Genomic DNA, 25,747 nt, shown 5'->3' with positions numbered 1-25,747 from the left:
AGCCACAGAAACGGTACCCAGCATGGCACAGAACATCACCATCGGAACTGCTCCGGACTCCTGGGGCGTCTGGTTTGCCGATGATCGCAAGCAAACACCGTGGCAGCGCTTCCTCGACGAGGTGGCCGAAGCCGGTTATAAAACCATCGAGCTGGGCCCTTACGGGTACCTGCCGACCGACCCTTCCCGGCTCGCTGATGAGCTGGCCGCCCGCGACCTGAACGTCTGCGCCGGCACCGTGTTCACCGCCTTCCACCGCGGGATCGACGGCAGCGCCAACGCCTGGGAAGAAGCCTGGGAGCCGGCCCGCAAGGTCGCCGAGCTGACCGCCGCCATGGGCGGCGAACACATCGTGGTCATCCCTGCGATGTGGCGCGATGACGTCACCGGGCAGGCACTGGAACCGGGCATCCTGGAAGCCGAGGGGTGGGACTCGCTGGCCAAGGGCCATGACCGCCTGGGCAGGATCCTGCAGGAGGAATTCGGCCTCAAGCAGCAATTCCACTCCCACGCGGACTCCCACGTCTGCGGCCAGGGTGATATCGAGAAGTTCCTCGAAGTCACCGACCCGCAGTTCACCACCCTGTGCCTGGACACCGGCCATGCCGAATACGGCGGAGCCTCCAGCGTGGATCTGATCCGCCGCTTCCCGGAACGCATCGGCTACCTGCACCTGAAGCAGATCAACCCGGACATCCTGGCCACCGTGCGCGAGCAGGGCATGACCTGGGCCGCGGCCAACCTCGCCGGGGTCATGTGCGAGCCGCCATCGGGCCTGCCCGACCTGAACGAGGTGCTGCAGGAAGTGGAGAAGCTGGGCCGCCCGATCTTCGGCATTGTGGAGCAGGACATGTACCCGGTCGCCGATTTCTCGGTGCCGCTGCCGATTGCCACGCGCACGCGGAACTATCTGCACAGCTGCATCTCCCGCACCCACGTTTAAGCAAGACTGAACCTAGCCAAAAATTTCTTGAAAGGACATATCGTGCCAGAGATCCTGCGCGTTGCCGTCGTTGGAGCCGGACGCATGGGCGCTGACCACATCCAGCGAATCCACCACCGTATTTCCGGCGCCGAGGTGGCTGCCGTGGTCGACATCGACCTGGACCGGGTCAACGCCGCCATTGACGGCATCCCCGGCGCCAAGGGCTACACCGACCTGGACGCCGCGCTCGCCGGCGGAGACGTGAACGCGGTCCTGCTCGCCACCCCGGGCTTCTTGCACCACGATGCACTGCTGAAGGTGCTGGAGGCGGATATCCCGGTATTGTGCGAAAAGCCGCTGACCCCGGATGCCGCATCCTCGTGGGAGATCGTCGAGGCCGAGGCGAAGCTGGGCCGCAAGCGCATCCAGGTGGGCTTCATGCGCCGCTTTGATGCCGAGTACCAGCAGCTGCGCCAGCTGATCGGGAACCAGGGCCTGGGTGAACTGCTGGTGCTGCACCACCAGCACCGCAACCCGAGCACCCCGGAAGGGTTCACCAACGAAATGCTGATCAATGACTCGGTGGTGCACGAGTTCGACGCGATCCGCTTCTTCACCGGCGAGGAAATCACCAGCGTGCAGGTGCGCCTGGGCAAGGCCACCCGCAATGCGCCCAATGGGCAGCATGATCCGCAGCATGTCTTGCTGGAAACCACCTCGGGCGTGCTCGCTGACGTGGAGATCTACGTCAATGCGAAGTTCGGCTACGAGGTGGCCACCCAGGCGTCCTTCGAAGACGGCATCGTGTCCATCGGCAACGATGCCGGCCCTTATGTGCGTACCGCAGGCCAGTGGGGCGGCAAGGTCACCCCGGGCTTCGAGGAGCGCTTCGGGGCGGCCTACGACACCGAAATCCAGTCCTGGGTTGACGCAGCATTGCAAGGCGAAATCGGCGGACCGAGCGCATGGGATGGCTACGCGACCGCAGCCTGCTGCGAAGCGGGCGTCGAGGCCCAGCGCACCGGTGCCAAAGTCGACGTAGTGCTGAACAGCAAGCCGGATCTCTACAACTAGGAACATCATGAAATTCGCATTGGATCCGACCCCGTTCCATTCCACGCACTCGGTACTGGAGTTTCCCAGGATCGCCGCGGAATTGGGCTATGACTACATCCAGCTGACCCCGCACCCGGACGTCATCCCGTTCTTCACCCACCCGAAGGCCGATGACGAGTTGGTGGCGAAGCTCGCCGCGCAGTGCAAGGCGACCGGCGTGGGCATCGCCTCGGTGCTCCCGGTGCTGCGCTGGTCCTCACCCGATGAGAATCTGCGCCAGGCCGCGGTGCGCTACTGGAAGCGCGCCATCCAGATCGCCGTGGATCTTGGCGTGACCCAGATGAATACGGAATTCTCGGGACGCCCTGAGCGCGCCGAGGAATCCGAGGCCGCGTTCTACCGCTCCATGGAGGAACTGGTGCCGATCATCGAGCGCGAAGGCATCAACGTGGCAATCGATCCGCACCCGGATGATTTCGTGGAGGAGGGCCTGGCCGCGTGGCGGGTGATCCGCGGGGTGAATTCACCGAACCTGTCCTTCGTCTACGTAGCCTCGCATTCCTTCCACATGAAGGACCAGCCACTGGAGATCATGGAGACCGTGGGGGAGCGGCTTCGCGTGGTCCATGTCGCCGACACGATGGACCACCATGCTTCGAACGGCTTGCGCTACATCACCAATCCGCCGGGCAACCCGGTGCGGGTGCACCAGCACCTGAAGGTGGGCGACGGCGACGTGAATTGGGATGAGTTCTTTTCCGGGCTGGTGGCCAATGGCTTCACGGATCGCGAGGAGAGTGTGATGGTCTCGAGCGTTTTCGCGGAGAATGAGAACGCCTTGGAGGTCTCGAAGTACCAACTGGAGCAGATGCGCAGCCGAGTAGCCGCCGCGCAGGGCGCACGAGTCTAGGCGCAAGCACAGATGCCCGGCCCGCACAGGGCCGGGCATCAAGTCCTTAAGGAAGGAATCAATCATGGAAATCGGCCTGATTACCGATTCGCTCTCATCGCGAAGCCTCGAGGAGGTCCTGGGCATTGCCGCGGACCTTGGCCTGAGCTCCCTCGAATTGCCTACCGGCAATTGGTCCGAGGCCCCGCACCTCAATCTCGATGCCCTGCTGGAAGACGATGCCGAGCGCCAGGCCTTCATGGCCAAGATTGCCGGTGCCGGACTGGGCATCAGCGCGCTGAATGCCAATGGAAACCAGTTGCATCCTGTATCGGGAGCGGAGCAGGGCGCCGTATTGCGCAAGACGATCCGCCTCGCGCAGCTCATGGAGGTCCCCACCGTCGTGTGCATGTCCGGATTGCCAGGCGCTGCGGGAGACAGCTCCCCGAACTGGGTGACCAGCTCGTGGCCACCAGAAAACCTGGCAATCCTGGAGTACCAATGGGAGCAGGTGGCCCTGCCCTATTGGCGGGACCTAGCTGCTTTCGCCGAAGAGCACAACGTGAAGCTGGCGATCGAACCCTGCTTCACGCAGCTGGTGTATAACGCCGCCACCGCCAAGCGCCTGATCGATTCGGTGGGCAGCACTTGGGTTGGCATCAACCTGGATCCTTCGCACCTGATGGCGATGGGAGCTGATATCCCTAGTGTGATCCGTGCCCTGGCCGGCACCATCATGCATGTTCATGCCAAGGACGTGCGCTTGAATGCCACAGTCGCCGCCGCCAACGGGTTGCCTGATGGCACCGCCATGACGCAGTGGCAGCAGCGGGCCTGGAACTATGTGACCCTGGGCCTGGGGCATCCGGGCGGCGAAGCCTTCTGGGCTGATTTCGTCTATGAGCTGCGCGCCGCAGGCTATGATGGCACGCTCAATATCGAGCATGAAGACGTGCTGGTCAACTCCGAGGAGGGCGTTCGCCGTGCCGCGGGGCTATTGCGCAAGGTGGCCCTGCAGGGTGCACCGGATTGGACGCCCGCCCAGGTATGAGACAGCTCAGGGAAGGATAGGCCGAAGCCGGAACCAGCCGATGGTTCTGGCCTCGGTTTTTTTCTTTTTGTCAGGACAAAATCCCGAAAAGGCTTGCCGGTGCAACCCTGATGACGTATTGTCCTTACATAAGGGCTGTGAAGCCCATCACTTTCAGTTTAAAGGCGGGGTAATGATGATGCGATGTAGCACCCCGTCACGCCGAATGGAAGACGCCGGGTCACAGCAGATCCGATGGATAGCCGTAGGCTAGCAAAGCTTCCACTCGGGAAAACCAAAGGAGTTTTCATGTCCACTGCGCAGAATCAATCTGCCAAATCGAGCCTCCCGCCCCTGACCGCGGGTCCGCACTCCAAGCGGCTTGGCCTGATCTCGATTGTCGCCTGCTTCGGCGGACTGCTCTTCGGCTACGACACAGGTGTGGCCAACGGTGCCGAAGGTCCCATGGCCGCGGAGCTCGGCCTGGATCTCCTGCAGGTCGGTGTCGTGATCAGCTCGCTGGTTTTCGCGGCAGCAGTCGGCGCGCTGCTCATGGGGCAGATCTCTGACGCATGGGGACGACGCAAGACCATCATTATGCTGGCTGTCATGTTCTTCCTCGGAACGCTGCTGGTGATCTTCTCGCCGGCAGGACCGGAGCCGGGAACCTTCTCTCCGGCAGGATTCAGCGTCCTGGTCGCCGGTCGCATCATGCTCGGCCTGGCAGTCGGCGGCGCCTCCACGGTGGTTCCTGTGTACCTTGCCGAATTGGCTCCTTACGAGATTCGCGGCTCCATCACCGGGCGCAATGAGCTGGCCATCGTCTCCGGCCAGCTGGCGGCCTTCGTCATGAACGCCATCATCGGCACCGCGCTCGGCGGGAGCGTTGATGGTGTCTGGCGCATCATGTTCGCCATCTGCGCCCTGCCGGCAGTAGCCCTCTTCTTCGGAATGCTCCGCATGCCGGAATCGCCTCGCTGGCTGGTCGAAAAGCGCCGCTACGCCGATGCGCTGCGCGTCTTGAAGACCGTGCGCTCGCCTGAACGCGCCTTGGCCGAGGTCCATGAAATTGAAATCGTGGCCGCTGAAGAAAAACGCAACAACAAGCCGGTAGGCCTCAAGGCGATCCTGGCCAACAAGTGGCTGTTGCGCATTATCGTCATCGGCATCGGTGTCTCCATGACCCAGCAGCTGACCGGCATCAATTCGATCATGTACTACGGAACGCGCGTGCTGGAAGAATCCGGGATGTCAGAGCAGCAGGCGGTCCTGGCCAACATCGCCTTCGGCGTGGTGGCGGTAATTGGCGGCGTGATCGCATTGCGCAACATGGACCGCATGGACCGCCGCAAGACCTTCTTGATCGGCTTGTCATTGACCACCACGTGCCACCTGCTGGTAGCGTTCGCCGGCATGCTCCTGCCGGTCGGCAACCCGATCCGGCCGATCGTCATCCTGATTCTGGTGGTCGCCTTCGTGATGTCCATGCAGACCTTCTTGAACGTGGCCGTATGGGTCTGGCTGGCGGAGATCTTCCCGCTGCACATGCGCGGCTTGGGCATTGGCATCTCGGTGTTCTTCGGCTGGGGAACCAATGGAGTGCTCGCGCTCTTCTTCCCATCCCTGGTTTCGGGCGTCGGCATCACCGGATGCTTCTTCATCTTCGCTGGCGTCGGTGCCCTGGCTCTGCTCTTCGTTGCCACCCAGGTGCCTGAAACCCGCGGTCGTTCGCTGGAAGCGCTCGAAGAGGACGTTTCCACCGGTGCGATCTACCAGGTCAAGGCCCCGGTGGGCGCGTAGCGGCAGCGCGCAGCCCTGCTGATCGGTTCAGCCCCGCCCTGAGACGGGGCTGAACCCCGTTAAGCGGCGTGGCCGCCGGTGCTGCCTCGCACCACCAGGTGCGGTGCGTGGATGCTTGAGGCGCCGGGAGCCTGCAGCGCTGCCTGCATGGCGGCCTCGGCCAGGGCGTTCACGTCCTGGCGGACGCTGGTCAGATCCGCCTGTGCCAGCCGGGCAAACTCGCTGTCGTCATAGCCGGTGAGGCTCATCTGCCCCGGCACCCCCAGGTTGCAAAGGTCAAGGGCCCGTCGGGCTCCCAGGGCTGCCCGGTCGCTAAAGGCCAGCACGGCCGTGGCGCGTTGCGCCGGGGAGGTGGTCTCCAGGTAGCGGCGCAGGACCTCGAAGGCTGTGGCATCATCCGCGCCGGCGGCCAGGATCTCTGCCTCGGCCTGGGCGCGTTCGGCAGCGTGCCGGAAGGCTTCCCGGCGTTGTTGCGCCGCAACGGCGGATCCGCCATCCAGGTGCAGAAGCCGGGTGTGGCCCAGTTGCACCAGGTGGTTGACGAGTTGCTCGATGCCGGCAGCTTCATCGGTGATGATCGAGGGCAATCCTTCGACCTCGCGCAGCAGGCTGATGACGGGAAGCTGCTTGGCCACCCCGGCGAGCTGGGTGGCGGGAAGTTCCGGGAAGATGCCGATCACCGCCTCGACTCCCGCGTCGATGAGGGTGTTGAGCACCCGGTGCTCATCGCGGTGCCTGCCGGTGGCCCCCAGGATGATCTCGAAGCCCTTCGCGTCGGCTTGGGCGAACAGGGCATCGGCCAACTCCGCGTGCAGCGGCTCACCGAGCGCGAGGGCCAGGCCCAAGGTCCGGCTGCGGCTGCTGCGCAGGGAGCGGGCCCGTGAATCAGGGCGGTAGCCCAGATCCGCGGCGGCCTGCTTGACCCGTGCCCGCGACTCCTCGCTGGCCCCCTCGGCCCCGCGCAGCACGATGGAGGCCAGGGCGACAGAGACTCCAGAAGCGCGAGCGACATCGGCGAGGGTGGGGCGCTTGGCAGGGCGTGAGGCCGAAGTTCCGGGCATGGGCCAAACTTTCTTCTAGAACGTTATAGACAGGTGTTCTCCAGTGTGCCATGATTTTCCTGAACACCAAATATAGAACGTTCTAGGAGAACTCCCATGGCTTATCAATCATTGCCGGAATCCAGCGTCCAGCCACTGCGCATTGCCGTCATCGGCACCGGGTGGATCGGTGCGTTCCACGCCCATACCGTGGCCCAGTACCTGCCCGACGCACAGCTTCATGTTGTCGCTGACCCGGCACCGGGGCGTGCCGCGGCACTGGCCGCCGAACTCGGATGCACCAGCTACACCGAAGACATTGCCGACGTCTTCGCCGACGAAACCGTGGACGCCGTGGTCATCGGGGCCCCTTCGAGTTTCCACGCCGGCCTGATTGCCCAGGCCGCCGCGGCCGGCAAGCACATCTTCTGCGAAAAGCCCGCGGCCCACGCGCTGGGCGATCTTGACAACGCATTGCAGGCGGTCGAGGACGCAGGCGTACTCTTGCAGATCGGCTTCAACCGGCGTTTCTCCCAGGACTTCGCCGCCGTGGCCGAGCAGGTGAATTCCGGAGCTATCGGCACCCCGCAGCTGCTGCGTTCGCTGACCCGCGACCCGGAAGTTGCCGGCGGCATGCCCAATGCTGCGAAGATCCGCTCCCACGTGATCTTCACCGAAACCCTGATCCACGATTTCGACACCCTGAACTGGCTGAACCCGGGAGCCGAGGTGCAAGAGGTCCATGTCATGGCAGACGCCCTGGTGGCTCCAGAGCATCGTGAGAACGGGCTGCTGGATACCGCGGTGGTCACCATGCGCTACTCCAATGGGGCCATCGCCGTGGCGGAGGCCAACTTCTCTGCCAGCTACGGCTACGACGTGCGCGGAGAAGTCTTCGGCTCCAAGGGCATGGTCCAGGCGGGCAACCCGGTCCAGGTGGCGGCCGCCAGCTATGACGCGCAAGGGGCCCACGCTCCCACCGAGCGGTTGAACATCGAGCTGTTCGCCCAGGCCTACCGCGATCAGCTCGCGGTCTTCACCCGCAAGATCCGCGGCGTGCGCGAAGGCACCGCCGATGCGGCCCTCACCGTGCCCACCGGCAAGGACGCGCGCGCCGCCTTGCGCGTGGCACTGGCCGCACTGGAGTCCTCCGAAACCGGCCTCCCGGTCAAGCTGGAATCGGCCACCCGGCTCGCGGTGAGCGCATGAGCACGCAGCTGGCGGTCTGCGCGGAAATGGTCTTCCTGGACCTTCCGCTCATCGACCGGGTCAGGAAACTCGACGAAGCGGGCTTCGAAATCGAACTCTGGGACATCCGGGACAAGGACCTGGCGGCCCTCGCGGCCACCGGCGCCCGCTTCGGCTCCATGACAGGCTACAGCCACGGCAGCCTCTGCGACGCGGACAGTGCGCACGAGGTCGTACGCACCGCACGGGAATTGATCCCGGCCGCCAAGGAACTGGGCATCACTCGCTTGGTGGTGCACCCGGCGCAGCTCATCGATGGCCAGGCCGCCACCCCGCGCTTCCGCGCCACCGGAGACATGTGGCTGACCGCGGCCAAGACCCTCGAAGAACTGGGGCGCCTGGGCGAAGAGCATGGCGTGACCTTCATGCTGGAGAACCTGAATACGATACTTGATCACCCGGGCATTCCGCTGGGGCGTGCCAAGGATACGTTGTCGCTGGTCAAGGGCGTGGAGCACCCGAACGTCAAGATGATGCTCGATCTCTACCACGCGCAGATTGGCGAAGGGAACCTCATCGAACTGGTCCGTGCGGCCGGCCCGTACATCGGCGAGATCCAGGTCGCGGATGTGCCGGGGCGCTGCGAGCCGGGTACCGGGGAAATCAACTATCGTGCGGTCGCCGCAGCCCTGGCCCAGCTGGGATACTCGGGTCCCGTGGGCATGGAAGCCTATGCCAGCGCGGATTCGCATGCGGCTATCGCGGCCTTCGCGCAGGCCTTCGAGCCGCTGCTGCAACCGGCGGGCTAGGAGAAACAACGAAGCGGTGGCCACAGGAGATCCTGTGGCCACCGCTTCGTTGTGGGCCTTGGAGGGCTAAGCGCCGGGGCCGAAAGGCAGGCGCGGATCCATGTCCTGGGCATCCCAGGTCTGGCGAATCCAGCCGTGGTGCGGGTCATCGCTGATCAGCCAGTCGCGCACCCGACCCGGCCCGGCCATCACATTCAGGTAGTAGAGGTCGTAGCCCGGGGCTGCCATGGCCGGCCCGTGCCAGCCGTAGGGGACCAGGACCACGTCGCCGGTGCGGACCTCGGCATTGACGTCGATGGGGCGCTCGTCCGAGGCATAAACCCGGGCATAGCCGATCGGATCGGTGTCCTGCGGGGCTGGCATATCGCGGGCCAGCTGGGTCTCGAAGTAGTAGATCTCCTCGAGGCTGGTCTCGCCCTCCTTCTCCTCGTCATGCTTGTGCGGCGGATAGGAGGACCAGTTGCCGGCCGGGGTGATGACTTCGCAGACGATGAAGCGGTCGGCTTCCAGCGCGGCCGGGGTGCCGAAGTTGTGGACTTGGCGGGAGCAGTTGCCCGCTCCGCGCAGCTCTACCGGCGTTTCTTCGGCCTTGATCAGGCGCGTCGGGTAATCCTGCTTGGCTGGAGCCAGGGTGATGGCGACACGGCCACCGTGCTCGGTGCTGACGGAGATGGCCTTGTTGATGCCGGTGTACAGGACATCTGCCGGGCCGTTGAATACCGATGCGCGACCGGCGAGCAGGTGCTCCTCGCCGTCCACGCTGACCGAGAAGGAGGAACCGGAGAGCGGAACCACGATTCGTTCTTCGGCTGCGGCATCCAGCTGGATCGATTGCCCGGGAGCCAATTCGGCCACCTTGAGCCCGGTATGGGCCCAGCCGTCCACCGCGAGGGCGGAGTCATGGGCACCGAGCGAGATGCTCCAATCTCCGTCGGTGGCGGAACCTGCAGGGTAGATCCAGTCGGTCATGTGTCATTCCTTTCGACGGCGGTGTCCGGTGCTTCGCGAGGCTAGCGCTGCACCAAGGTCATTTCAAAGCTGTACGCGTCAGCGCGGTAGACGTGAGACCCAGTCTCAACGTTGCGACCGGTGTCATCGACAGCGGTGCGCTGCATGGTGACTAGGGCGGATCCAGCCTCGGTATCGAGCACGTCAGCCTGGGCGCCATCGGCAACGGTGGCGCCGATGCGTTGCTGGGCGAGGCGGAAATTCACGCCTGCCTCGCGGAGCAATTCATACAGGCCGTGGGCCCGCAAGGACTTTTCATCCAGCTCGACGATGTCGTCGCGAACCCAATTCTCCATCAAGGCCAGCGGGTTGCCGCCGGCTGAACGCAGACGGGTGAAGTGGTAGACGGAGACGTCCTTGGGCAGCGACAGCAAATCCTGGACGTGTTCCGGGGCGGGAATATGCTCAAAACTCAGCAGTGTGGTGGTTGGCTTTTTTCCTGCGCGCTCGAGGTCATCGTTCAAGCTCGAGAGCTCCAGATGACGGCGGATCTGGCTGGAGACCACCTGGGTGCCCACGCCGCGCTTGCGCACCAGCAGGCCGGACTGGACCAGGTCGTCCATGGCCTTGCGGATGGTCGGCCGGGAGAGGCGCAAGCGCTGGGCCAGCTCGATTTCGTTTTCCAGCCGGGTGCCGGACGCCAGCGATCCGTCTCGGATGGCGCCTTCGATGCCCTGCACTACCTGGTGGTAGAGGGGGATCGGCGAAGAACGGTCGATCTTGATGCTCAGTGGTGTGCTCACGGTTGCTCCTTGCCAGCGACCTTCAGGTTATATGTCGCTTTGACAGGACAAACTATATCGGAAAATCGGCACTTTGGGCATCCCCCTGTGGAAACCCGTGCGATCCATGGCCTTTCCGCTGACTGCTCGCGCAGATCGCCTCCCGAATCATTCGCTGGCCTTTGGTCCAGAATCAGCCTTCGACTAGGAAATTTGGACAAGATCCGTCATTTGTCCAATTGTCCTGACAAGAAACCCTCCCAAATCCGTTGCCGATTGATCATGGTGAAACATAGGGTTTTTTGGAACGGTCCAAGAAAAGGAGCCCATCGAGGCTGCTGGAGATGACGGCGTGCGGCGCCGCAGATGAGGAGAAGGTCATGAATGAACAGCGCACCATCGGTGTTGGGTTGATTTCGGTTGGTTGGATGGGCAAGCTGCATGCTCGGGCCTACAGTTCCGTGCCCTACGTCTACCCGGAACTGGGCCTCAAGCCGCGATTGGTTGTGGCTGCGGACACCGAGCAGTCGCGGGTGGACTATGCCGTGGAGACGCTGGGCTTCGAGCGTGGAACTCTGGATTACCACGAGGTGCTGGCGGACCCGGAGGTGGACGTGGTCTCGATCTGCGCGCCGAACTTCCTGCACGCCGAGATGGCGATCGCTGCGGCGGACGCTGGAAAGCACTTCTGGATCGAAAAGCCAGCTGGACGCAGCTTGGCCGAGACGCAGTCCATTGAACAAGCCGTGGCGCGCAACGGGGTGGAGACTTCCGTGGGCTTCAATTACCGCCATGCCCCAGCCATCGAGCGAGCGCGCCAGCTGGTGCGCGAGGGCCGGTTAGGGGACATCACCAACGTCCGCGCCAGCTTCCTTGCCGGGTATGCCGCCGATCCGCGGGCCGCCCTATCGTGGCGCTTCAATCGGGAGCTGGCGGGCAGCGGCGTGCTTGCGGACCTCTTCAGCCACGCTGCGGATCTGTGCCGCCATGTAGTTGGATCCATCCGGGGAATTTCCGCGTCTACGAATGTCATGATTCCCTCTCGTCCTATATTGTCGATGGGCCAGGGAACGCACTTCGACTTGATCGAAGGCGGCGAAATGGGGGAGGTTGAAAATGAGGACTATGCTGCGGCGCTGGTGCGTTTCAGCCCCGAGGGCCCGGCCCACCGGGCGATTGGGACGATTGAGGCCTCCCGTGTTGCCGTGGGGCCGCAGTGTGGCTACCGGTTGGAGATCTTCGGGACCGAAGGATCGGTCAAGTGGGATTTCGAGCGCATGAATGAGCTGGAGGTGGTTCTGGGCCGCAACAATGAGGAGCAGGGCTTCACTACCGTCATCGGCTCGCCAAGGCATGGCGAATATTCCCGCTTCCAGCCCGGACCTGGCAACGCCATGGGCTTTGACGACTTGAAAACCATTGAAGCGAAGAAGTTCCTGGTGGCCGTGTGCGGCGGGGAGAAGTCCAACTCCACCATTGCCGACGCCGTGGCTGCCGCCGCCCTGGTTGAGGCGGCGGAGATATCGGCGGCCACCGGCGGCTGGCAGTCTGTGGGCCAGCCCGTCCAGAGCTGAAAAGTGCGATACTGGCAGCCATGTCGCAGATGCCAAGCCGCCGCCCTACGATCCGTGATGTCGCCAAGCATGCGGGGGTCTCCAAGTCCCTGGTCCTCTCGGACCCGAGCAAGGTCAGCTCACTGAGGCGTTCACGGGTTGAGGACTCGATCCGTGAACTCGGCTACCAGCCCAATTTGGCGGCACGATCCCTGGTCGCCGAGAATCGCCACGCCATTGGCGTGGTCTTGGGGGAACTGCACAATCCCTGGGTGCTCGAGGTTGCCGAGGTGGCGCGCGAGGCGCTGCAGGCGGCCGGTTTTGATGTGCTGTTCAGCGCCGCCGCCATTCACGACGGCCGGGGCATCGGACCGGCCGAGCCGCAGGCGCTGCGGGACCTGCGGGTGAGCGGGTTGCTGGTGCTGGGCTCGGCTGACGATACCGCCAGCTTCGAAACCGCATTCGGCGAGACCCCGGCCGTGTTCGTGGGCAGCGGGCGCGAGCTCCAAGCGAACACGGCTGTGGTATCCGTAGACGATGAGCAGGGTTTTGGCTTGGTCATGGACCATCTGGTTGCTGGCGGGCACCAGCGGATAGCCCACGTTTCAGGGGGACCGGGGCCGGTATCCGCCCAGCGTGAAGCTGCCTATCACCGGGCCATGCAGCGGCACGGGCTGCGCCAGCACGTGCGGGTCGTAGAGGCCGGTCCAAGCCTTCACGCTGGCTACGACGCGGTGGCGCAACTGCTGGCATCCGGTGCGCGCCCCGACGCGCTGGCCTGTTTCAACGACTTGTGCGCCTTTGGCGCAATCCAGGCCCTGGATGAGGCTGGGGCGAGCGCCGCGGTGACAGGCTACGACAATATTTCCTTGTCATCTTTGAAACGAATTTCCTTGACCAGCGTTGATTCCGATTTCCAGGATCTTGGCCGCAGCAGCGCGCGCCTGCTGCTTCAGCTGGTGCGCAGCCCGGAGGGTAAATTCACACGTCAACTGACGATTTCGCCGCGCCTGGTAGTGCGTTCATCATCCACGGGGAATACGCAACTTCCAGGCGAGTCAGCCGTTGGCGCCACTCTGGTGGAATGACATTCTTTTAGTCTTCACATCCTTATGTCTTTACAAAGTGTTGACGGATCGCCATTCATGTCGCACACTTTAGACAACTTGTGATTCACGTCACGGGATTTTGATTAGACGGCCCACTCCTGGGGACTAGCGGGGTGCGCTGACGGATTCCTGAAGGGGAAACAACAATGGGAAAGCCAACTTGGCGCAAACTCGCGCTAACTCTCGCCATCGTGCCCGCTCTGGGCTTGGCAGCCTGTTCATCCACGGGAGGACGCCAACCGGTAGCTGAAGCGGATTCGGGCGGGACTGTGGCAACGACAGACCGCATTAAGATTGCAGTCATTACCCACGCACCTCCGGGGGATACCTTTTGGGACATTGTCCGTAAAGGAGCCGAAGAAGCAGCGGTCAAAGACAACGTGGAACTTCAGTATCTTGGAGATCCTGAAGGCGGACGTCAGTCCCAACTCATTGAGCAGGCTATTGACCAGGGCGTTGACGGTATAGCCGTGACTCTGGCCAAACCAGATGCGATGAAGGGAGCCTTGAAAAAGGCCACCGATGCAGGAATTCCCATCGTTAGCCTCAACGCTGGCGAAGACCGTTTCAAAGACCTAGGAGCTTTCGCTCACTTCGGCTCAGATGAGCAACTCGCTGGCGAAGCCGCCGGCGAAAAACTCAAGGAAGCTGGCATCTCTAATCCCATCTGCGTCATTCAAGATCAGGGGCATGTCGGTCTTGAAGCGCGCTGTGCCGGCGTGAAAAAAGTCGTCCCCGGAACCGAAGTGCTCTATGTGCAAGGCACCGACATGACGCAAGTCGAGTCCACCACAACTGCCAAGCTACAGGCGGACAAGAAGGCCGACGCCATCATCGGACTGGGAGCCCCAATCACGATGACCCTGATCAAGTCCAAGGCGACCGCAAATTCAGATGTTGAGATTGCATCATTCGACATGAATTCTCAGCTGGTTCAGGAGATTACCGCGGGTAACGTGCTGTTCACCGTGGACCAGCAACCTTGGTTGCAGGGGTACATGGCTGTTGACGCGCTGTGGCAGAACTACCGGGGTGGGTTCACCATCGGTGGCGGACAAGCAACGTTGACCGGCCCGGCCATTGTTGACAAGACCGTGGCAGAAAAGATCACCAGTTTCGCAGAAGAAGGCGTCCGCTAGCCACGTCCCGCGACGCGCGCCTTACAAAACTCGCTTATTTGCTGGCGCGCAGCAAGGACACGGAGGAAAACTCATGACATCTCTAACAGCTTCACCCTCGCATAAGAAAACTACTGCGGCCCCGGATGAGCGGGTCGGTAAAAAGAGCACGCTGTCCATCCTGCTGGGACGACCTGAAATCGGTGCCTTAGTTGGTGCCGTGGCACTATTCATCTTTTTCGCCATAGTCGCTCCGGTGTTCTTGGCCCCTGCTTCCTTGGCCACCGTCCTATACGGAGCATCAACCATCGGAATCATGGCGGTAGGTGTATCGCTACTGATGATTGGAGGCGAATTCGACCTTTCCACCGGTGTCGCCGTGATCTCGTCCGCGCTGAGCGCCTCGCTGATCTCATGGTATTTCGGCTTGAATGTCTGGGTCGGAGTCGTCTTGGCGTTGCTGGTTTCTTTGCTGATTGGATTCATCAACGGGATCATTCTGATCAAGACCAAGCTGCCTTCATTTATTGTGACTCTGGCCAGTTTCTTGATGCTCACCGGTTTGAACCTCGGTTTGACCCGCGCCATTGGTGGTTCGGTATCCTCACCATCCATTGCCGACATGGAAGGTTTTCAAAGTGCCAAGGCGATCTTTGCCTCTTCGGTGAGTATTGCTGGAATCGATGTGAAGGTGACGGTCTTTATCTGGCTAGCAATGGTCATCATTGCCTCGTGGATCTTGCTCCGCACCAAAGTGGGCAACTGGATCTTCGCCATCGGTGGCGATGAAAAGGCTGCTCGTGCCGTCGGTGTCCCAGTGGTTCGCACCAAAATAGGTCTTTTCATGGCTGTCGGATTCTGTGGTTGGGTTCTGGGCATGCATAACCTGTTCGCCTTCGACGCCGTGCAGTCCGGTGAAGGCATTGGTAACGAATTCCTGTACATCATCGCCGCAGTGATTGGTGGTTGTCTGCTCACTGGTGGTTACGGCTCAGCCATTGGCGGCGCTATCGGTGCCTTTATCTTCGGGATGGCCAATAAGGGCATTGTGTATGCCGAATGGAACCCGGACTGGTTCAAGTTCTTCCTGGGCCTGATGCTGTTGCTGGCCACAGTGGTCAACATCGTGGTGAAAAAACGCGCGGAATCCAGCAAGTAGGAAGCCAAGGACAATAATCATGAAAACTCGTAAAAACAAGAAGACCGAAGAGCTGTTGGGAAAGCTCGAGCCGAAGACCAGCGATAACCTGCTGACGCTCAAAGGCGTGGGCAAGCACTACGGCAGCATCATCGCTCTACGTGGTGTCGACATGGTGGTTGATCCAGGAAAGGTCACCTGCGTGCTCGGCGATAACGGCGCCGGTAAGTCAACGTTGATCAAAATCATTGCCGGGCTACACCAACATGATGAAGGCGACTTCAAACTGCATGGTTCCTCCATCAAACTCAAGAGTCCGCGAGTTGCCCTGGATGCTGGCATTGCCGCGGTCTACCAAGATCTGGCAGTTGTGCCACTGATGCCCATCTGGCGCAACTTCTTCCTCGGCTCGGAATTGACCAGCGGCGTGGGACCGTTCAAGAAGCTCGATGTGCAGAAAATGAAGGACATCACCAAGCAGGAACTCTCCGACATGGGGATTGATCTACGCGACGTGGAACAACCGATTGGGCAGCTTTCAGGTGGTGAGCGACAATGTGTGGCTATTGCTCGTGCCGTTTATTTCGGCGCTAAGGTCCTCATCCTTGACGAACCAACGGCCGCCCTGGGCGTCAAGCAATCCGGCGTGGTGCTTCGCTACATCCTTCAGGCGCGAGATCGTGGTTTGGGCGTCATCTTCATTACGCACAACCCGCATCACGCTTATCCGGTGGGAGACTCGTTCCTGCTACTCAAGCGCGGTAGGTCCATTGGGTACTATTCCAAGTCGGAAATCACCGTAGAAGAACTGACCGCGCAGATGGCCGGTGGGGCCGAACTGGCCGAACTGGCTCATGAGCTTGAACAGCTTGGCGGACATGATGAAGAGCTGGCTGAGGCAGAAGCCGGCGTCAATCCACAAGTAACTGCCTAATACAACATAGAAGCCAAAGCTTGGGCGTCAACACCCGTGGTGAAGACGCCCAAGCTTTGGCTGTTTTTGGTTCTCAGAGCGAGTAGTCAACGATCTCGCTATGTCCCGAAGAAATAGAACGTGTGGCTGCCTGAGCGATAGCCTGAGACTTAAGGCCTTCTCGAAGGGAAATCGGCACTTCGCCGTCTTCCTCAAGGGCCTGAACAAAGGCTCCCAAGCTGGCAGCGTAAGTTGGTTGCACTCTGTCGAACCAGTTGCTGTGCAAGCCGTGGGACTGCGCTGCCTGCCCGCGCAATATGCTGACGTGACCCGAACGCTGCCGTTCCGATTCGGCCATAGCATCAGAGCCGAGGACTTCTATGTGCTCGTCATAGCCGTAGTTGGTATGGCGAACGCAATCAATTTGAGCAAGTGCACCACTGGGGAAGGCCAGCGCGGAGATTGAAGTGTCGACGTCACCAAATTCAGCAATTTCTGGCGCGCTCAGTGCCGAACCAAATGCATGCACCCGGACAGGGTCTTGGCCTGAAATCCAACGAGCCAAATCAAAAAAGTGCACTGCCTGGTCCCGGAACTGTCCACCAGAAGTTTTCAGATAATCCAAGGGTGGCAAGGCTGGTCCACGAGAAGTTAACTGAAGTAAGGCGAGTTCTCCGATTTCCCCCGAGCTCACAAGATCCTTGAGCTCCGCGTGGGCGCGATCGAAACGACGGTTGAAATTGACCATGGCCTTGATTCCTGCGCGTTCAACATAGGCCACTGTCGACTTAGCTGTTTCAAGGTCCAAGTCAATTGGCTTTTCAACGAGAGCCGCTAGGCCCGCGTCTGCTGCATAACGGAGGTTTTGCGCATGGGAATCTGTGGACGAGGCGATAAAAACTGCATCAAGGTCGTCGTTGTCGAAAATCTGATCTAGGCTGGTCGCTGCTTTTGCCCCATGTTGTGAGGCCAGTCCAGCGGCTCGCTGTGGGTCAATGTCATAAATCAGTTTGAAATCAACGTCGGGGTGAGAGGCCAGGTTCTGTGCGTGTACCGAGCCAATGAAACCCGCGCCGATGAGGGCAAATCTTTGCATGGAGAGATCCTTTAAAGAAGGTATTGGAGTTAGGAAGTCATGATGTCTAGGAGGTTGCGCATGGTGCTGGCGACCTTATGGAAATCGTGTTCATTGGCACGGTCGGAAAACATTTCAGAAACCCACCAACCGTCATAGCCAGTCGACTTAATTGCGTCCACCCATTGCTGCAAAGGGATGGCGCCACCCCCGATCACAACATTGCGATGTACATCCTGGGTTGGAACCTCATGTTCACGATCAAGATCCAAACCGTCAGAGATGTGTGCCGCCTTGATGAGTTCCTTGGGCAGCGCAGCGACTTCCTCCAAGGTGTCGCCGACGGTCCAAAAATGCCACGTGTCTAAGGCGATGCCAATATTGTCTCGGCCGCAGCGTTCGATAATTTCAAGTGCTTGTCGGCACCGATTGATATTGGACCAGGCTAGTGGTTCCAAATAGATCTCTAAGCCATGGTCGGCAGCGATGCTAGCCGCAGCAGAAACGTTATTGGTTGCAACGCTGATGGCTTCGGCCTCTGAGAGGCCGAGCGTGCCGCGATAACGAGTATCGGATTCCGTGAGTTTTCCTGCTTTGAAGTCCTTGACTACATTCCAGTCCACGGGTCCGGTGCACATTTGAAGAATGGGTGCACCAACGACTGTAGCGATTTCAGCCATGCGTTGGACCTCTTGGAGCATCTCTTCGCGGGCAGTGCCCTGGCGTTCTAGATCGAGTACGGCACCAATCCCGGTCACTTCAAGACCATCGAGCATATCGGGCAGTGTGTTTACCGAGTAGCCAGCGTCGAGGTAACGGTAGAGCTTTGGACTCTGTAATTCGATACCGCCGAATCCAGCCGATTTTGCTGTGGCGATGTCAGTTGCAACGTTTCCGTAGAAACTAGTTGTAACGTTCATGGAGAGTTTTGCCATGGGTCCTCCCGGACTTTGAGAGCGGTAAATAAACAATCTATGTACAGTTGTCAGTACAAAGTCATAAGGAATCCTATGCCTTACCCATGCGGAAAGATAGGGATTTGTCCGAAGAATTTTTCTGGCCGAACTTCTTGTGCCGGAATAGAGCACGGCCTCAGGAATAATCCATTGCCAGGCTAGGTTCGATGCCGGTTCGATGCCGACAAATAAAGGACGGCGCGGTGCCTTCACGTTGACAAATGAACACTGCGAAGTCCCCCTGATCCGAACAACCAGGAGAGTTTGGACGGGACGGGAATTGATGAAATTATTATGACGGGCGAGAGGGGCGTACTACCCCTGTCGATTCACGCTTGAGGGACCCTGTTGCTGCCATAATACGTTGAATTTAAACGCAGACGGCCGACTCCTTGCAGACCCAACGGGCCGGACGGAATATCACTGAGCGGCGCCATGCAGAATCGAATAAAAGCGAACGGATCGCACATGATCCGAAAGGGGTTCCATGTCCAATGCTCAGGGCCATTCTGCCGGAACGCACTTACCGTCGCTGACCCGTGGCCCGCATACAAAGCGCCTAGGTCTGATCTCTCTCATCGCTTGCTTCGGTGGACTGCTCTTTGGCTATGACACCGGTGTAGCAAACGGCGCCGAAGGTCCCATGGCAATGGAGCTAGGGCTGAACCTGCTACAAGTGGGCGTCGTGATTAGCTCCTTGGTGTTTGCCGCGGCGGTTGGAGCGCTCATCGCGGGGCAAGTCGCCGACTCATGGGGCCGACGTAAAACCATCATTGCTCTGGCTGTGCTGTTCTTCGTGGGAACCCTCTTTGTGGTGTTCTCTCCCGCGGGCCCGGAACCAGGAACGTTCTCCCCAGCAGGGTTCAGTGTCCTGGTGGCTGGAAGAATCATGCTCGGACTGGCGGTAGGCGGTGCATCCACCGTGGCTCCCGTTTACCTTGCCGAGATGGCACCGTATGAGATTCGTGGGTCCATCACCGGCCGTAACGAGCTTGCCATTGTTTCTGGCCAGCTAGCCGCCTTCGTGATGAACGCAATTTTAGATACCTGGCTGGGTGAGAGCATGGACGGCGTCTGGCGCATCATGTTTTCCATCTGTGCCTTGCCGGCCCTCGTTCTCTTTTTCGGGATGCTGCGTATGCCCGAATCTCCACGTTGGCTCGTGGAGAAGGGAAAGTATGACAAAGCACTGGAGGTGCTGAACACCGTACGCTCGCCCGAGCGGGCGCTCGCCGAGGCCCGCGAAATCCAGGCAGTCACCGATAAAGAGCGACAGAAGAATAAGCCCTTAGGTATCAAAGCGGTGCTGACCAACAAGTGGTTATTGCGCATTGTCGGGGTTGGCATCGGTGTGGCGACCATGCAGCAGCTCACCGGAATTAACTCCATCATGTACTACGGAACACGAGTACTAGAAGAGGCCGGCATGACGGCTCAGCAGGCGGTCTTAGCCAACATTGCTTTCGGAGTCGTTGCTGTTGTTGGCGGTGTGTTTGCCTTGCGCAATATGGACCGTCTTGATCGCCGAACAACCTTTATGATCGGGCTGACTCTGACCACCACCTGTCATCTGTTGGTGGCCTTCGCCAGCATGCTGCTACCGGTCGGAAGCGCGCTGCGTCCTATCGTCATCCTGATTCTGGTGGTGGCTTTCGTAGCTTCGATGCAGACTTTCTTGAGCGTTGCAGTCTGGGTATGGTTGGCCGAGATTTTCCCCCTGCACATGCGTGGTTTGGGTATCGGTATCTCCGTGTTCTTTGGCTGGGGGACCAATGGTGTGCTGACACTCTTCTTCCCCTCCCTGGTCTCGGGTGTGGGAATCACCGGCTCCTTCTTTATCTTTGCTGGGGTTGGAGCAGTGGCTTTGTACTTCGTAGCCACCCAGGTTCCAGAAGCCCGTGGGCGGACCCTAGAAGCGCTCGAAGAAGCTGTTTCTAGCGGTGCTATTTACCGGAGTCGATAAGTGGCAAACGCCTCTGTGGGCACCAACATTGTTTTTTGATCGTGTTTCGAAATCCAAGAATTTTCGACACTCCTCATCTTCGAGTAAGTCAAGGAAAGCCCCTGTAATCCTGCGGATTTTTCTTCCAGAATAAACATATGCACAAAGTAGAATATTATTTCCCAGTGGCTGTTTTAGCTTTGTTGTACCCGAGGTAACAGTAGTTAAAACGCGCGTCTTTGCAATAATGACCGTTGTGAACATTGCTCAGCCCGGACAAGGGCGTCCAGGAAACCGACCACCGTCGATGGCGGACGTAGCGGCTATGGCCGGAGTGTCCCATCAGACGGTCTCCCGCGTGCTCAACGACCATCCAAATGTCAGAGCGGGCACGCGAGACCAGGTGCTGGATGCAATCCGCAAGCTCGGATATCGACGCAACCGAGCAGCCCGTGCACTGGCGACTTCACACTCCAGCACTATCGGAATTCTGACCATCGGGAGTGAATTCTTCGGGCCGCAATCCACCGTGTTGGCCATTGAAGCGGCCGCCCGTGCACAAGGCTATTTCGTCACGGTGACCGCCCTAGACCGATACGACGCTTACAGTGCCAGCGAAGCCCTAAACCACCTGGTGGATCAAGGTGTTGAAGGCGTGGTTATGGTTGCGCCATTCGAAAAAGTGATCGAGGCGCTTGATGATGCCGGACTCACGATTCCGGTGGTGGTAGTTGCCGCCCGAACCAATGTGCCCGAGGCAGATCCGGCTCACTACGTCTATGTTGACCAGCGCGAGGGAGCCCGTCAGGCCACCGGACACTTGCTGTCGTTGGGGCACCGAAAAATTGCGCACGTCTCTGGACCGACCGGCTGGTTCGATGCCACCGAACGCCAGATCGGTTGGCAGGAAAAAATGTTGGAGGCCAAAGCTCCAATCATCGAGGTGCCTGCTGAATCCTGGCAGGCTCAGAGTGGATATGAGGCAGGTAAGCGTCTGGTTGATTCGGTGCGTGCCGGTGAAGTTAGCGCGGTGTTCGCAGCCAACGACTACCTTGCCACCGGCGTTTTGCGCGCCTTCTGGGAAGCGGATCTGGAAGTTCCTACCGATGTATCGGTGATTGGCTTCGACGACCTGCAAATTTCGAACTTCCTCATCCCGTCTTTGACCACGGTGCGCCAGCCATTCCGCGATGTTGGCCATGCCGCGCTAACCGAATTGTTGGACGGTGCCACGGCGGATAAGACCCCGAAGGTGATTGTTCCAACACTCGTGATTCGAGCAAGCACGGCCCCGCCGAAGTCTAGCTAAGCGGGCCCGACGTCTCGGCGATTCAACTTTCGGTGTTGCGCATCACAAAATGTTAGCGCTAACATTGCATCGAGGTTTTGTTCTGCTTCACGTGTTTTCCCAAGCACGCAAGCAGGTAACGATGGCGATGGCGCTGCTCATTGAGCTGTGCGAACGGAGAATTCATGGCAACACAGCTCAACGGGTCTACCGCCCACGAGATCATTGACAACGGTCAGGCAGTGCTGGGTATCGAGTTCGGCTCAACAAATATCAAAGCCAGCCTGATCGGACCTGACCACCAGCAATTGGCCAGCGGAAGCCACGCTTGGGAGAACCAATACCAGGACAAGAACTGGACCTACTCCCGCGAAGCGATCATCAGTGGCCTGCAGGACTGCACGGCCCAGGTATTGGCCAATGCCCAGGAACGTCACGGGGTGCGCCCAACGAACTTCGGGGCGATTGGTATTTCCGCGATGATGCACGGTTACTTGGCCTTCGACGCCGAGGGCGAGCTGTTGGTTCCCTTCCGAACCTGGCGCAATACCTCGACCGCCGACGCTGCAGCCCAGCTCAGTAAAGAGTTGAACTTCAACATTCCACAACGCTGGTCCGTAGCCCACTACTTCCAAGCTCTCCAGAATCGTGAAGAGCACGTGTCACAGGTTGCTCGCCTGAACACGCTGGCCGGATTTGTCCATGAATTACTCACTGGAGAATTTGTGCTCGGCGTGGGTGATGCCGCGGGGATGTTCCCTATCGACCCGGCCACTGGCAGCTACGACGCACAGATGCTCTCCGCCTTTGATACGCTGGCCGCGCAACATGGTGCCACCACCAAACTGGCCAAGTTGTTGCCTGCCTCGGTGCCGGCAGGTGCCGATGCCGGAACGCTCAGTGAGGCTGGAGCATTACTGCTTGATCCCAGTGGTCAGCTGAATGCCGGTAGCCCCTTGTGCCCACCGGAAGGTGATGCCGGCACCGGCATGGTGGCCACCAATTCGGTGGCTCAGCGCACTGGCAACATTTCCGCGGGAACTTCAATCTTTGCCATGGTGGTTCTTGATCAGCCGCTGCAAGAAGTGCACCACGAAATTGACGTGGTCACCACCCCTGACGGACATCCGGTGGCGATGGTTCACTGCAATAACGGTGCCAGCGAATTTGCGGCCTGGGCCCAGGTCTTCGGTCAGTTCGCCCAAGCATTGGGCAGTGAAGCCGATGAAAACACCATCTTTGAGACCTTGCTTCGGGCTGCCTTGGAAGGTGCGGCAGATGGGGCAGGACTGCTGGCCTACAACAATCTTTCCGGTGAACCAGTCGTTGATTTGGCTGAAGGACGCCCGGCAATACTGCGCACTCCCGATTCCACCTTGAACCTGCATAACCTCATGCGCGCTCAGGTCTACGCCATGTTTGCCACCCTGAGTCTGGGGTTGCGGGTGCTGGCCCAAGAGGGAGTGGAGGTGAAGCAGATGTTTGCCCACGGTGGCATCTTCCGTACCGCTGGTGCGGCCCAGCGACTGCTGGCTGCCGCGATCAACACACCGGTTCTTGTGGGCGAAAGTGCCGGTCACGGCGGCGCATGGGGTATCGCCGTGCTCGCCGCGTACCGACGTCGGGTCCTTGATGGATTACAAGATTCTTTGCCCGAATTCTTGAATTCTGAGGTCTTTGCCCAGGCCCAGTTACATCATGCTGACCCGGTGGAAGAAGACCGTGCGGGATTTGAGGCCTACCTGCAAAAGTACGAGGCCGGTTTGGCCATTCAGCGCACTGCCATCACTGCCATCTAGGCACAAGAAAAGTTTTGAACGAAAAGAGAAACCCATGAATCAACAACGAACCTTGCAGAGCTATCCGCTCTCCATGCGTGAAGAAGTTCAGCGGGTCCGCCAGGTCGTTGCTGACCTGCATGCGGAGCTTCCCCGTTATGAACTGGTGGTCTGGACGGCGGGCAACGTCTCCCAGCGGGTGCGCCACCCGGAAATTGCCGACGGCAGCGAAGATCTTTTTGTGATCAAGCCATCGGGAGTTTCGTATGATGATCTGACTCCTGAATCCATGGTGGTGTGCACCCTGGATGGTCAACTTCTGGAAGGCGAGCATTCGCCTTCCTCGGATACTGCCGCTCACGCCTACACCTACGAGCACATGCCAGAAGTTGGCGGTGTGGTGCACACGCACTCCACCTATGCGACCGCCTGGGCCGCTCGTGGAGAAGACATTCCTTGCGTACTGACCATGATGGCCGATGAATTTGGTGGTCCCATCCCCATTGGTCCTTTTGCCATCATCGGTGATGACTCCATTGGCCGCGGCATTGTCTCGACATTAAGCGAATCACGCAGCCCCGCGGTGCTCATGGCCAATCACGGTCCTTTCACCATTGGCAAGGACGCACGAGCGGCCGTCAAAGCTGCCGTGATGTGTGAGGAAGTGGCCCGCACCGTGCATATTGCACAGCAGCTCGGGGATCCACAGCCGATTGACCCCGCAAAAATTGACTCGCTCTACGAGCGCTACCAGAACGTATACGGACAGTAAGGACATCATGGCTAAGGCATATAACGACAAAGAAATCTGGTTCTTCACCGGAAGCCAGGACCTATACGGCGAGGAAACCCTGCGCCAAGTGGCGCAGCAATCCACTGAGGTGGCCCAAACGCTCGACGCGTCGCCTGAGGTTCCAGCCAAGATTATCTGGAAGCCAGTGCTCAAAGATTCTGAATCCATCCGCAAGGCAATGCTGGAAGCAAACTCGGATGACAAGGTGCTCGGCGTCATCACCTGGATGCACACCTTCAGCCCAGCCAAAATGTGGATCAATGGTCTCAAGGCCCTACAAAAGCCACTGCTGCACCTGCACACCCAGGCCAATGTTGAGCTTCCATGGGACACCATCGATTTCGACTTCATGAACCTGAATCAGGCCGCGCACGGTGACCGCGAATACGCCTATCTCGCCACCCGTTTGGGGACGGCTCGAACCACCGTGGTGGGCCACGTGTCCAACCCGGTCGTGGCCCGTCGCGTGGGAACCTGGGTCCGTGGAGCTGCCGGCTACAACGCCGTGCAGAACCTGAACCTGGTACGTTTTGGCGACAATATGCGCAACGTTGCCGTCACTGAGGGGGATAAGACCGAAGCCGAGATTCGCTTTGGTGTTTCGGTGAATACCTGGGCGGTTAATGACCTGGTCGAAGCCGTGGAAGCTGTGGCCGAGACCGACATCGACGCCCTCGTCGCCGAGTACGAACGTGACTACGACGTTGTCGAAGAGCTGCGTGCCGGCGGGGACCGCCACGAGTCGCTTCGCTACGCGGCCCGGCAGGAAATCGCCTTGGAAGCGTTCCTCAGTGAAGCCAATGCCATGGCCTTCACGACCAACTTTGAGGATCTGGGCGGGCTGAAGCAGTTGCCTGGCCTGGCCGTGCAGCGCCTGATGGGCAAGGGTTATGGCTTTGGTGCCGAAGGTGACTGGAAGACCGCCGTGCTGGTGCGCGCGGCGAAGGTGATGGGCCAGGGCCTGCCCGGTGGCGCCTCGTTGATGGAGGACTACACCTATGACCTGAGTGGGGGTAGTGAGCTGATCCTCGGTGCCCACATGCTGGAGGTTTGTCCTTCGTTGACCACCACCAAGCCACGCGTGGAAATCCACCCACTGGGCATTGGCGACCGTGAAGATCCGGTACGCATGGTCTTTAATGCTGACGCGACACAGGGTGCCGTGGTGGTTTCCATGGCCGATATGCGTGAGCGCTTCCGTCTGACCGCCAATGTGGTTGACGTGGTGACCCCACCGGCGGATCTGCCACACCTGCCTGTGGCTCGCGCCGTGTGGAGCCCGCGACCAAACTTCAATATCTCTGCTGAATCGTGGCTGGCTGCCGGGGGAGCGCACCATACGGTGATGTCTACCGCCGCCGGTATCGAAGCCTTCGAAATTTTTGCTGAAATTGCCGGTACAGAACTGCTGGTCATTGATGAAGAAACCACGCGAAGGAACTTTGCACAGCAAATTCGCGTCAACCAGAGTTACTACCGACTCGCTCAGGGTTTCTAGTTCTACCCCGTATTTCCGCGGTTTTTTGCTCCGGCGGAGCGCAAATTTTGGGCTCCGCCAGCGCAATGAGTAAGGAATCTTAATTTATCTGCAGTTAGGGGTGGCCTAATCTGCCATGT

At 59.9% G+C, this 25,747-nt stretch carries 22 protein-coding genes; 17 read left to right on the top strand and 5 right to left on the bottom strand.

What is annotated here, in order from left to right; all coding sequences use genetic code 11:
- The first annotated feature begins 22 nt into the window (after nt 1-22).
- The 5 genes from QMQ05_RS16500 (at nt 23) to QMQ05_RS16480 (ending at nt 5,700) form a co-directional block, all read left to right on the top strand.
- Nucleotides 23-943, top strand: a complete 921-nt coding sequence (locus tag QMQ05_RS16500) for a sugar phosphate isomerase/epimerase family protein (protein ID WP_345471831.1) — start codon at nt 23-25, stop codon at nt 941-943.
- Nucleotides 944-985: 42 nt separating this feature from the next.
- On the top strand, nt 986-1,999 hold the full coding sequence (locus QMQ05_RS16495; protein WP_345471829.1) for a Gfo/Idh/MocA family protein: 1,014 nt from the start codon (nt 986-988) through the stop codon (nt 1,997-1,999).
- 7 nt (nt 2,000-2,006) lie between these two features.
- Nucleotides 2,007-2,891, top strand: coding sequence for a sugar phosphate isomerase/epimerase family protein (locus QMQ05_RS16490; protein WP_345471827.1), 885 nt, complete (start codon nt 2,007-2,009; stop codon nt 2,889-2,891).
- 64 nt (nt 2,892-2,955) lie between these two features.
- Complete coding sequence (locus QMQ05_RS16485; protein ID WP_345471825.1) at nt 2,956-3,921, top strand: sugar phosphate isomerase/epimerase family protein; 966 nt, start codon at nt 2,956-2,958, stop codon at nt 3,919-3,921.
- Nucleotides 3,922-4,209: 288 nt separating this feature from the next.
- Nucleotides 4,210-5,700, top strand: coding sequence for a sugar porter family MFS transporter (locus tag QMQ05_RS16480; protein ID WP_345471823.1), 1,491 nt, complete (start codon nt 4,210-4,212; stop codon nt 5,698-5,700).
- A gap of 59 nt (nt 5,701-5,759) precedes the next feature.
- On the opposite strand, the gene QMQ05_RS16475 is transcribed toward QMQ05_RS16480, so the two are convergent.
- Nucleotides 5,760-6,761: a LacI family DNA-binding transcriptional regulator gene (locus QMQ05_RS16475; protein ID WP_345471821.1), complete on the bottom strand. Its 1,002-nt coding sequence runs from the start codon at nt 6,759-6,761 to the stop codon at nt 5,760-5,762.
- Nucleotides 6,762-6,857: 96 nt separating this feature from the next.
- Here QMQ05_RS16475 and QMQ05_RS16470 point away from each other — a divergent pair, with 96 nt between their 5' ends.
- The gene (locus tag QMQ05_RS16470) at nt 6,858-7,949 is read left to right on the top strand and encodes a Gfo/Idh/MocA family oxidoreductase (protein WP_345471819.1); all 1,092 of its coding nucleotides are present in this window, start codon (nt 6,858-6,860) and stop codon (nt 7,947-7,949) included.
- Nucleotides 7,946-8,737 carry a TIM barrel protein gene (locus QMQ05_RS16465; protein WP_345471817.1) on the top strand — a complete coding sequence of 264 codons (792 nt, stop codon included), beginning with the start codon at nt 7,946-7,948 and terminating at the stop codon, nt 8,735-8,737. Before QMQ05_RS16470 ends, QMQ05_RS16465 begins: the two co-directional genes overlap by 4 nt.
- Before the next feature lie 66 nt (nt 8,738-8,803).
- Here QMQ05_RS16465 and iolB read toward each other — a convergent pair whose 3' ends face one another.
- A complete protein-coding gene (iolB, locus tag QMQ05_RS16460; RefSeq protein WP_345471815.1) occupies nt 8,804-9,706 on the bottom strand; it encodes a 5-deoxy-glucuronate isomerase in 903 nt (300 codons plus the stop codon).
- Nucleotides 9,707-9,747: 41 nt separating this feature from the next.
- Nucleotides 9,748-10,488: a GntR family transcriptional regulator gene (locus QMQ05_RS16455; protein ID WP_345471813.1), complete on the bottom strand. Its 741-nt coding sequence runs from the start codon at nt 10,486-10,488 to the stop codon at nt 9,748-9,750.
- 359 nt (nt 10,489-10,847) lie between these two features.
- Here QMQ05_RS16455 and QMQ05_RS16450 point away from each other — a divergent pair, with 359 nt between their 5' ends.
- The 5 genes from QMQ05_RS16450 (at nt 10,848) to QMQ05_RS16430 (ending at nt 16,319) form a co-directional block, all read left to right on the top strand.
- Nucleotides 10,848-12,041 (top strand): Gfo/Idh/MocA family protein, encoded by a 1,194-nt coding sequence (locus tag QMQ05_RS16450; protein ID WP_345471811.1) that lies wholly within the window; start codon nt 10,848-10,850, stop codon nt 12,039-12,041.
- 20 nt (nt 12,042-12,061) lie between these two features.
- Nucleotides 12,062-13,108, top strand: coding sequence for a LacI family DNA-binding transcriptional regulator (locus tag QMQ05_RS16445; RefSeq protein WP_345471809.1), 1,047 nt, complete (start codon nt 12,062-12,064; stop codon nt 13,106-13,108).
- Between the two features lie 167 nt (nt 13,109-13,275).
- The gene (locus tag QMQ05_RS16440) at nt 13,276-14,268 is read left to right on the top strand and encodes a substrate-binding domain-containing protein (protein ID WP_345471808.1); all 993 of its coding nucleotides are present in this window, start codon (nt 13,276-13,278) and stop codon (nt 14,266-14,268) included.
- Nucleotides 14,269-14,341: 73 nt separating this feature from the next.
- Nucleotides 14,342-15,406: an ABC transporter permease gene (locus tag QMQ05_RS16435; RefSeq protein ID WP_345471807.1), complete on the top strand. Its 1,065-nt coding sequence runs from the start codon at nt 14,342-14,344 to the stop codon at nt 15,404-15,406.
- 19 nt (nt 15,407-15,425) lie between these two features.
- Nucleotides 15,426-16,319, top strand: a complete 894-nt coding sequence (locus QMQ05_RS16430) for an ATP-binding cassette domain-containing protein (RefSeq protein ID WP_345471806.1) — start codon at nt 15,426-15,428, stop codon at nt 16,317-16,319.
- A 73-nt stretch (nt 16,320-16,392) separates the two neighbouring features.
- Here QMQ05_RS16430 and QMQ05_RS16425 read toward each other — a convergent pair whose 3' ends face one another.
- Nucleotides 16,393-17,394 (bottom strand): Gfo/Idh/MocA family protein, encoded by a 1,002-nt coding sequence (locus QMQ05_RS16425; protein WP_345471805.1) that lies wholly within the window; start codon nt 17,392-17,394, stop codon nt 16,393-16,395.
- Nucleotides 17,395-17,423: 29 nt separating this feature from the next.
- Nucleotides 17,424-18,308, bottom strand: a complete 885-nt coding sequence (locus tag QMQ05_RS16420) for a sugar phosphate isomerase/epimerase family protein (protein ID WP_345471803.1) — start codon at nt 18,306-18,308, stop codon at nt 17,424-17,426.
- A gap of 508 nt (nt 18,309-18,816) precedes the next feature.
- On the opposite strand from QMQ05_RS16420, the gene QMQ05_RS16415 reads away from it, so the two are divergent.
- The 5 genes from QMQ05_RS16415 (at nt 18,817) to araA (ending at nt 25,628) form a co-directional block, all read left to right on the top strand.
- Nucleotides 18,817-20,292 (top strand): sugar porter family MFS transporter, encoded by a 1,476-nt coding sequence (locus QMQ05_RS16415; RefSeq protein ID WP_345471801.1) that lies wholly within the window; start codon nt 18,817-18,819, stop codon nt 20,290-20,292.
- 226 nt (nt 20,293-20,518) lie between these two features.
- Nucleotides 20,519-21,580, top strand: a complete 1,062-nt coding sequence (locus tag QMQ05_RS16410) for a LacI family DNA-binding transcriptional regulator (RefSeq protein WP_345471800.1) — start codon at nt 20,519-20,521, stop codon at nt 21,578-21,580.
- A 164-nt stretch (nt 21,581-21,744) separates the two neighbouring features.
- Nucleotides 21,745-23,358 carry a xylulokinase gene (locus QMQ05_RS16405; protein ID WP_345471798.1) on the top strand — a complete coding sequence of 538 codons (1,614 nt, stop codon included), beginning with the start codon at nt 21,745-21,747 and terminating at the stop codon, nt 23,356-23,358.
- Nucleotides 23,359-23,431: 73 nt separating this feature from the next.
- Nucleotides 23,432-24,109, top strand: a complete 678-nt coding sequence (locus QMQ05_RS16400; RefSeq protein ID WP_434063204.1) for an L-ribulose-5-phosphate 4-epimerase — start codon at nt 23,432-23,434, stop codon at nt 24,107-24,109.
- A 7-nt stretch (nt 24,110-24,116) separates the two neighbouring features.
- Nucleotides 24,117-25,628, top strand: coding sequence for an L-arabinose isomerase (araA, locus tag QMQ05_RS16395; RefSeq protein WP_345471797.1), 1,512 nt, complete (start codon nt 24,117-24,119; stop codon nt 25,626-25,628).
- Nucleotides 25,629-25,747 lie beyond the last annotated feature (119 nt).

The sequence above is a fragment of the Glutamicibacter sp. B1 genome (assembly GCF_039602135.1).
In the GTDB taxonomy this organism is placed as follows: Bacteria; Actinomycetota; Actinomycetes; order Actinomycetales; family Micrococcaceae; genus Glutamicibacter; species Glutamicibacter ectropisis.
The sequence above is the reverse complement of the archived record's forward strand: the minus strand, read 5'-3'. Positions and strand labels throughout refer to the sequence as shown.

Bases quoted from the DNA above. Each gene is read 5' to 3' on its own strand.
- QMQ05_RS16500 (WP_345471831.1), top strand. From the start codon at position 23: ATGGCACAGAACATCACCATCGGAACTGCTCCGGACTCCTGGGGCGTC.
- QMQ05_RS16490 (WP_345471827.1), top strand. From the start codon at position 2,007: ATGAAATTCGCATTGGATCCGACCCCGTTCCATTCCACGCACTCGGTA.
- QMQ05_RS16485 (WP_345471825.1), top strand. From the start codon at position 2,956: ATGGAAATCGGCCTGATTACCGATTCGCTCTCATCGCGAAGCCTCGAG.
- QMQ05_RS16480 (WP_345471823.1), top strand. From the start codon at position 4,210: ATGTCCACTGCGCAGAATCAATCTGCCAAATCGAGCCTCCCGCCCCTG.
- QMQ05_RS16475 (WP_345471821.1), bottom strand. From the start codon at position 6,761: ATGCCCGGAACTTCGGCCTCACGCCCTGCCAAGCGCCCCACCCTCGCC.
- QMQ05_RS16470 (WP_345471819.1), top strand. From the start codon at position 6,858: ATGGCTTATCAATCATTGCCGGAATCCAGCGTCCAGCCACTGCGCATT.
- QMQ05_RS16465 (WP_345471817.1), top strand. From the start codon at position 7,946: ATGAGCACGCAGCTGGCGGTCTGCGCGGAAATGGTCTTCCTGGACCTT.
- iolB (WP_345471815.1), bottom strand. From the start codon at position 9,706: ATGACCGACTGGATCTACCCTGCAGGTTCCGCCACCGACGGAGATTGG.
- QMQ05_RS16450 (WP_345471811.1), top strand. From the start codon at position 10,848: ATGAATGAACAGCGCACCATCGGTGTTGGGTTGATTTCGGTTGGTTGG.
- QMQ05_RS16445 (WP_345471809.1), top strand. From the start codon at position 12,062: ATGTCGCAGATGCCAAGCCGCCGCCCTACGATCCGTGATGTCGCCAAG.
- QMQ05_RS16440 (WP_345471808.1), top strand. From the start codon at position 13,276: ATGGGAAAGCCAACTTGGCGCAAACTCGCGCTAACTCTCGCCATCGTG.
- QMQ05_RS16435 (WP_345471807.1), top strand. From the start codon at position 14,342: ATGACATCTCTAACAGCTTCACCCTCGCATAAGAAAACTACTGCGGCC.
- QMQ05_RS16430 (WP_345471806.1), top strand. From the start codon at position 15,426: ATGAAAACTCGTAAAAACAAGAAGACCGAAGAGCTGTTGGGAAAGCTC.
- QMQ05_RS16425 (WP_345471805.1), bottom strand. From the start codon at position 17,394: ATGCAAAGATTTGCCCTCATCGGCGCGGGTTTCATTGGCTCGGTACAC.
- QMQ05_RS16420 (WP_345471803.1), bottom strand. From the start codon at position 18,308: ATGGCAAAACTCTCCATGAACGTTACAACTAGTTTCTACGGAAACGTT.
- QMQ05_RS16415 (WP_345471801.1), top strand. From the start codon at position 18,817: ATGTCCAATGCTCAGGGCCATTCTGCCGGAACGCACTTACCGTCGCTG.
- QMQ05_RS16410 (WP_345471800.1), top strand. From the start codon at position 20,519: ATGACCGTTGTGAACATTGCTCAGCCCGGACAAGGGCGTCCAGGAAAC.
- QMQ05_RS16405 (WP_345471798.1), top strand. From the start codon at position 21,745: ATGGCAACACAGCTCAACGGGTCTACCGCCCACGAGATCATTGACAAC.
- QMQ05_RS16400 (WP_434063204.1), top strand. From the start codon at position 23,432: ATGCGTGAAGAAGTTCAGCGGGTCCGCCAGGTCGTTGCTGACCTGCAT.
- araA (WP_345471797.1), top strand. From the start codon at position 24,117: ATGGCTAAGGCATATAACGACAAAGAAATCTGGTTCTTCACCGGAAGC.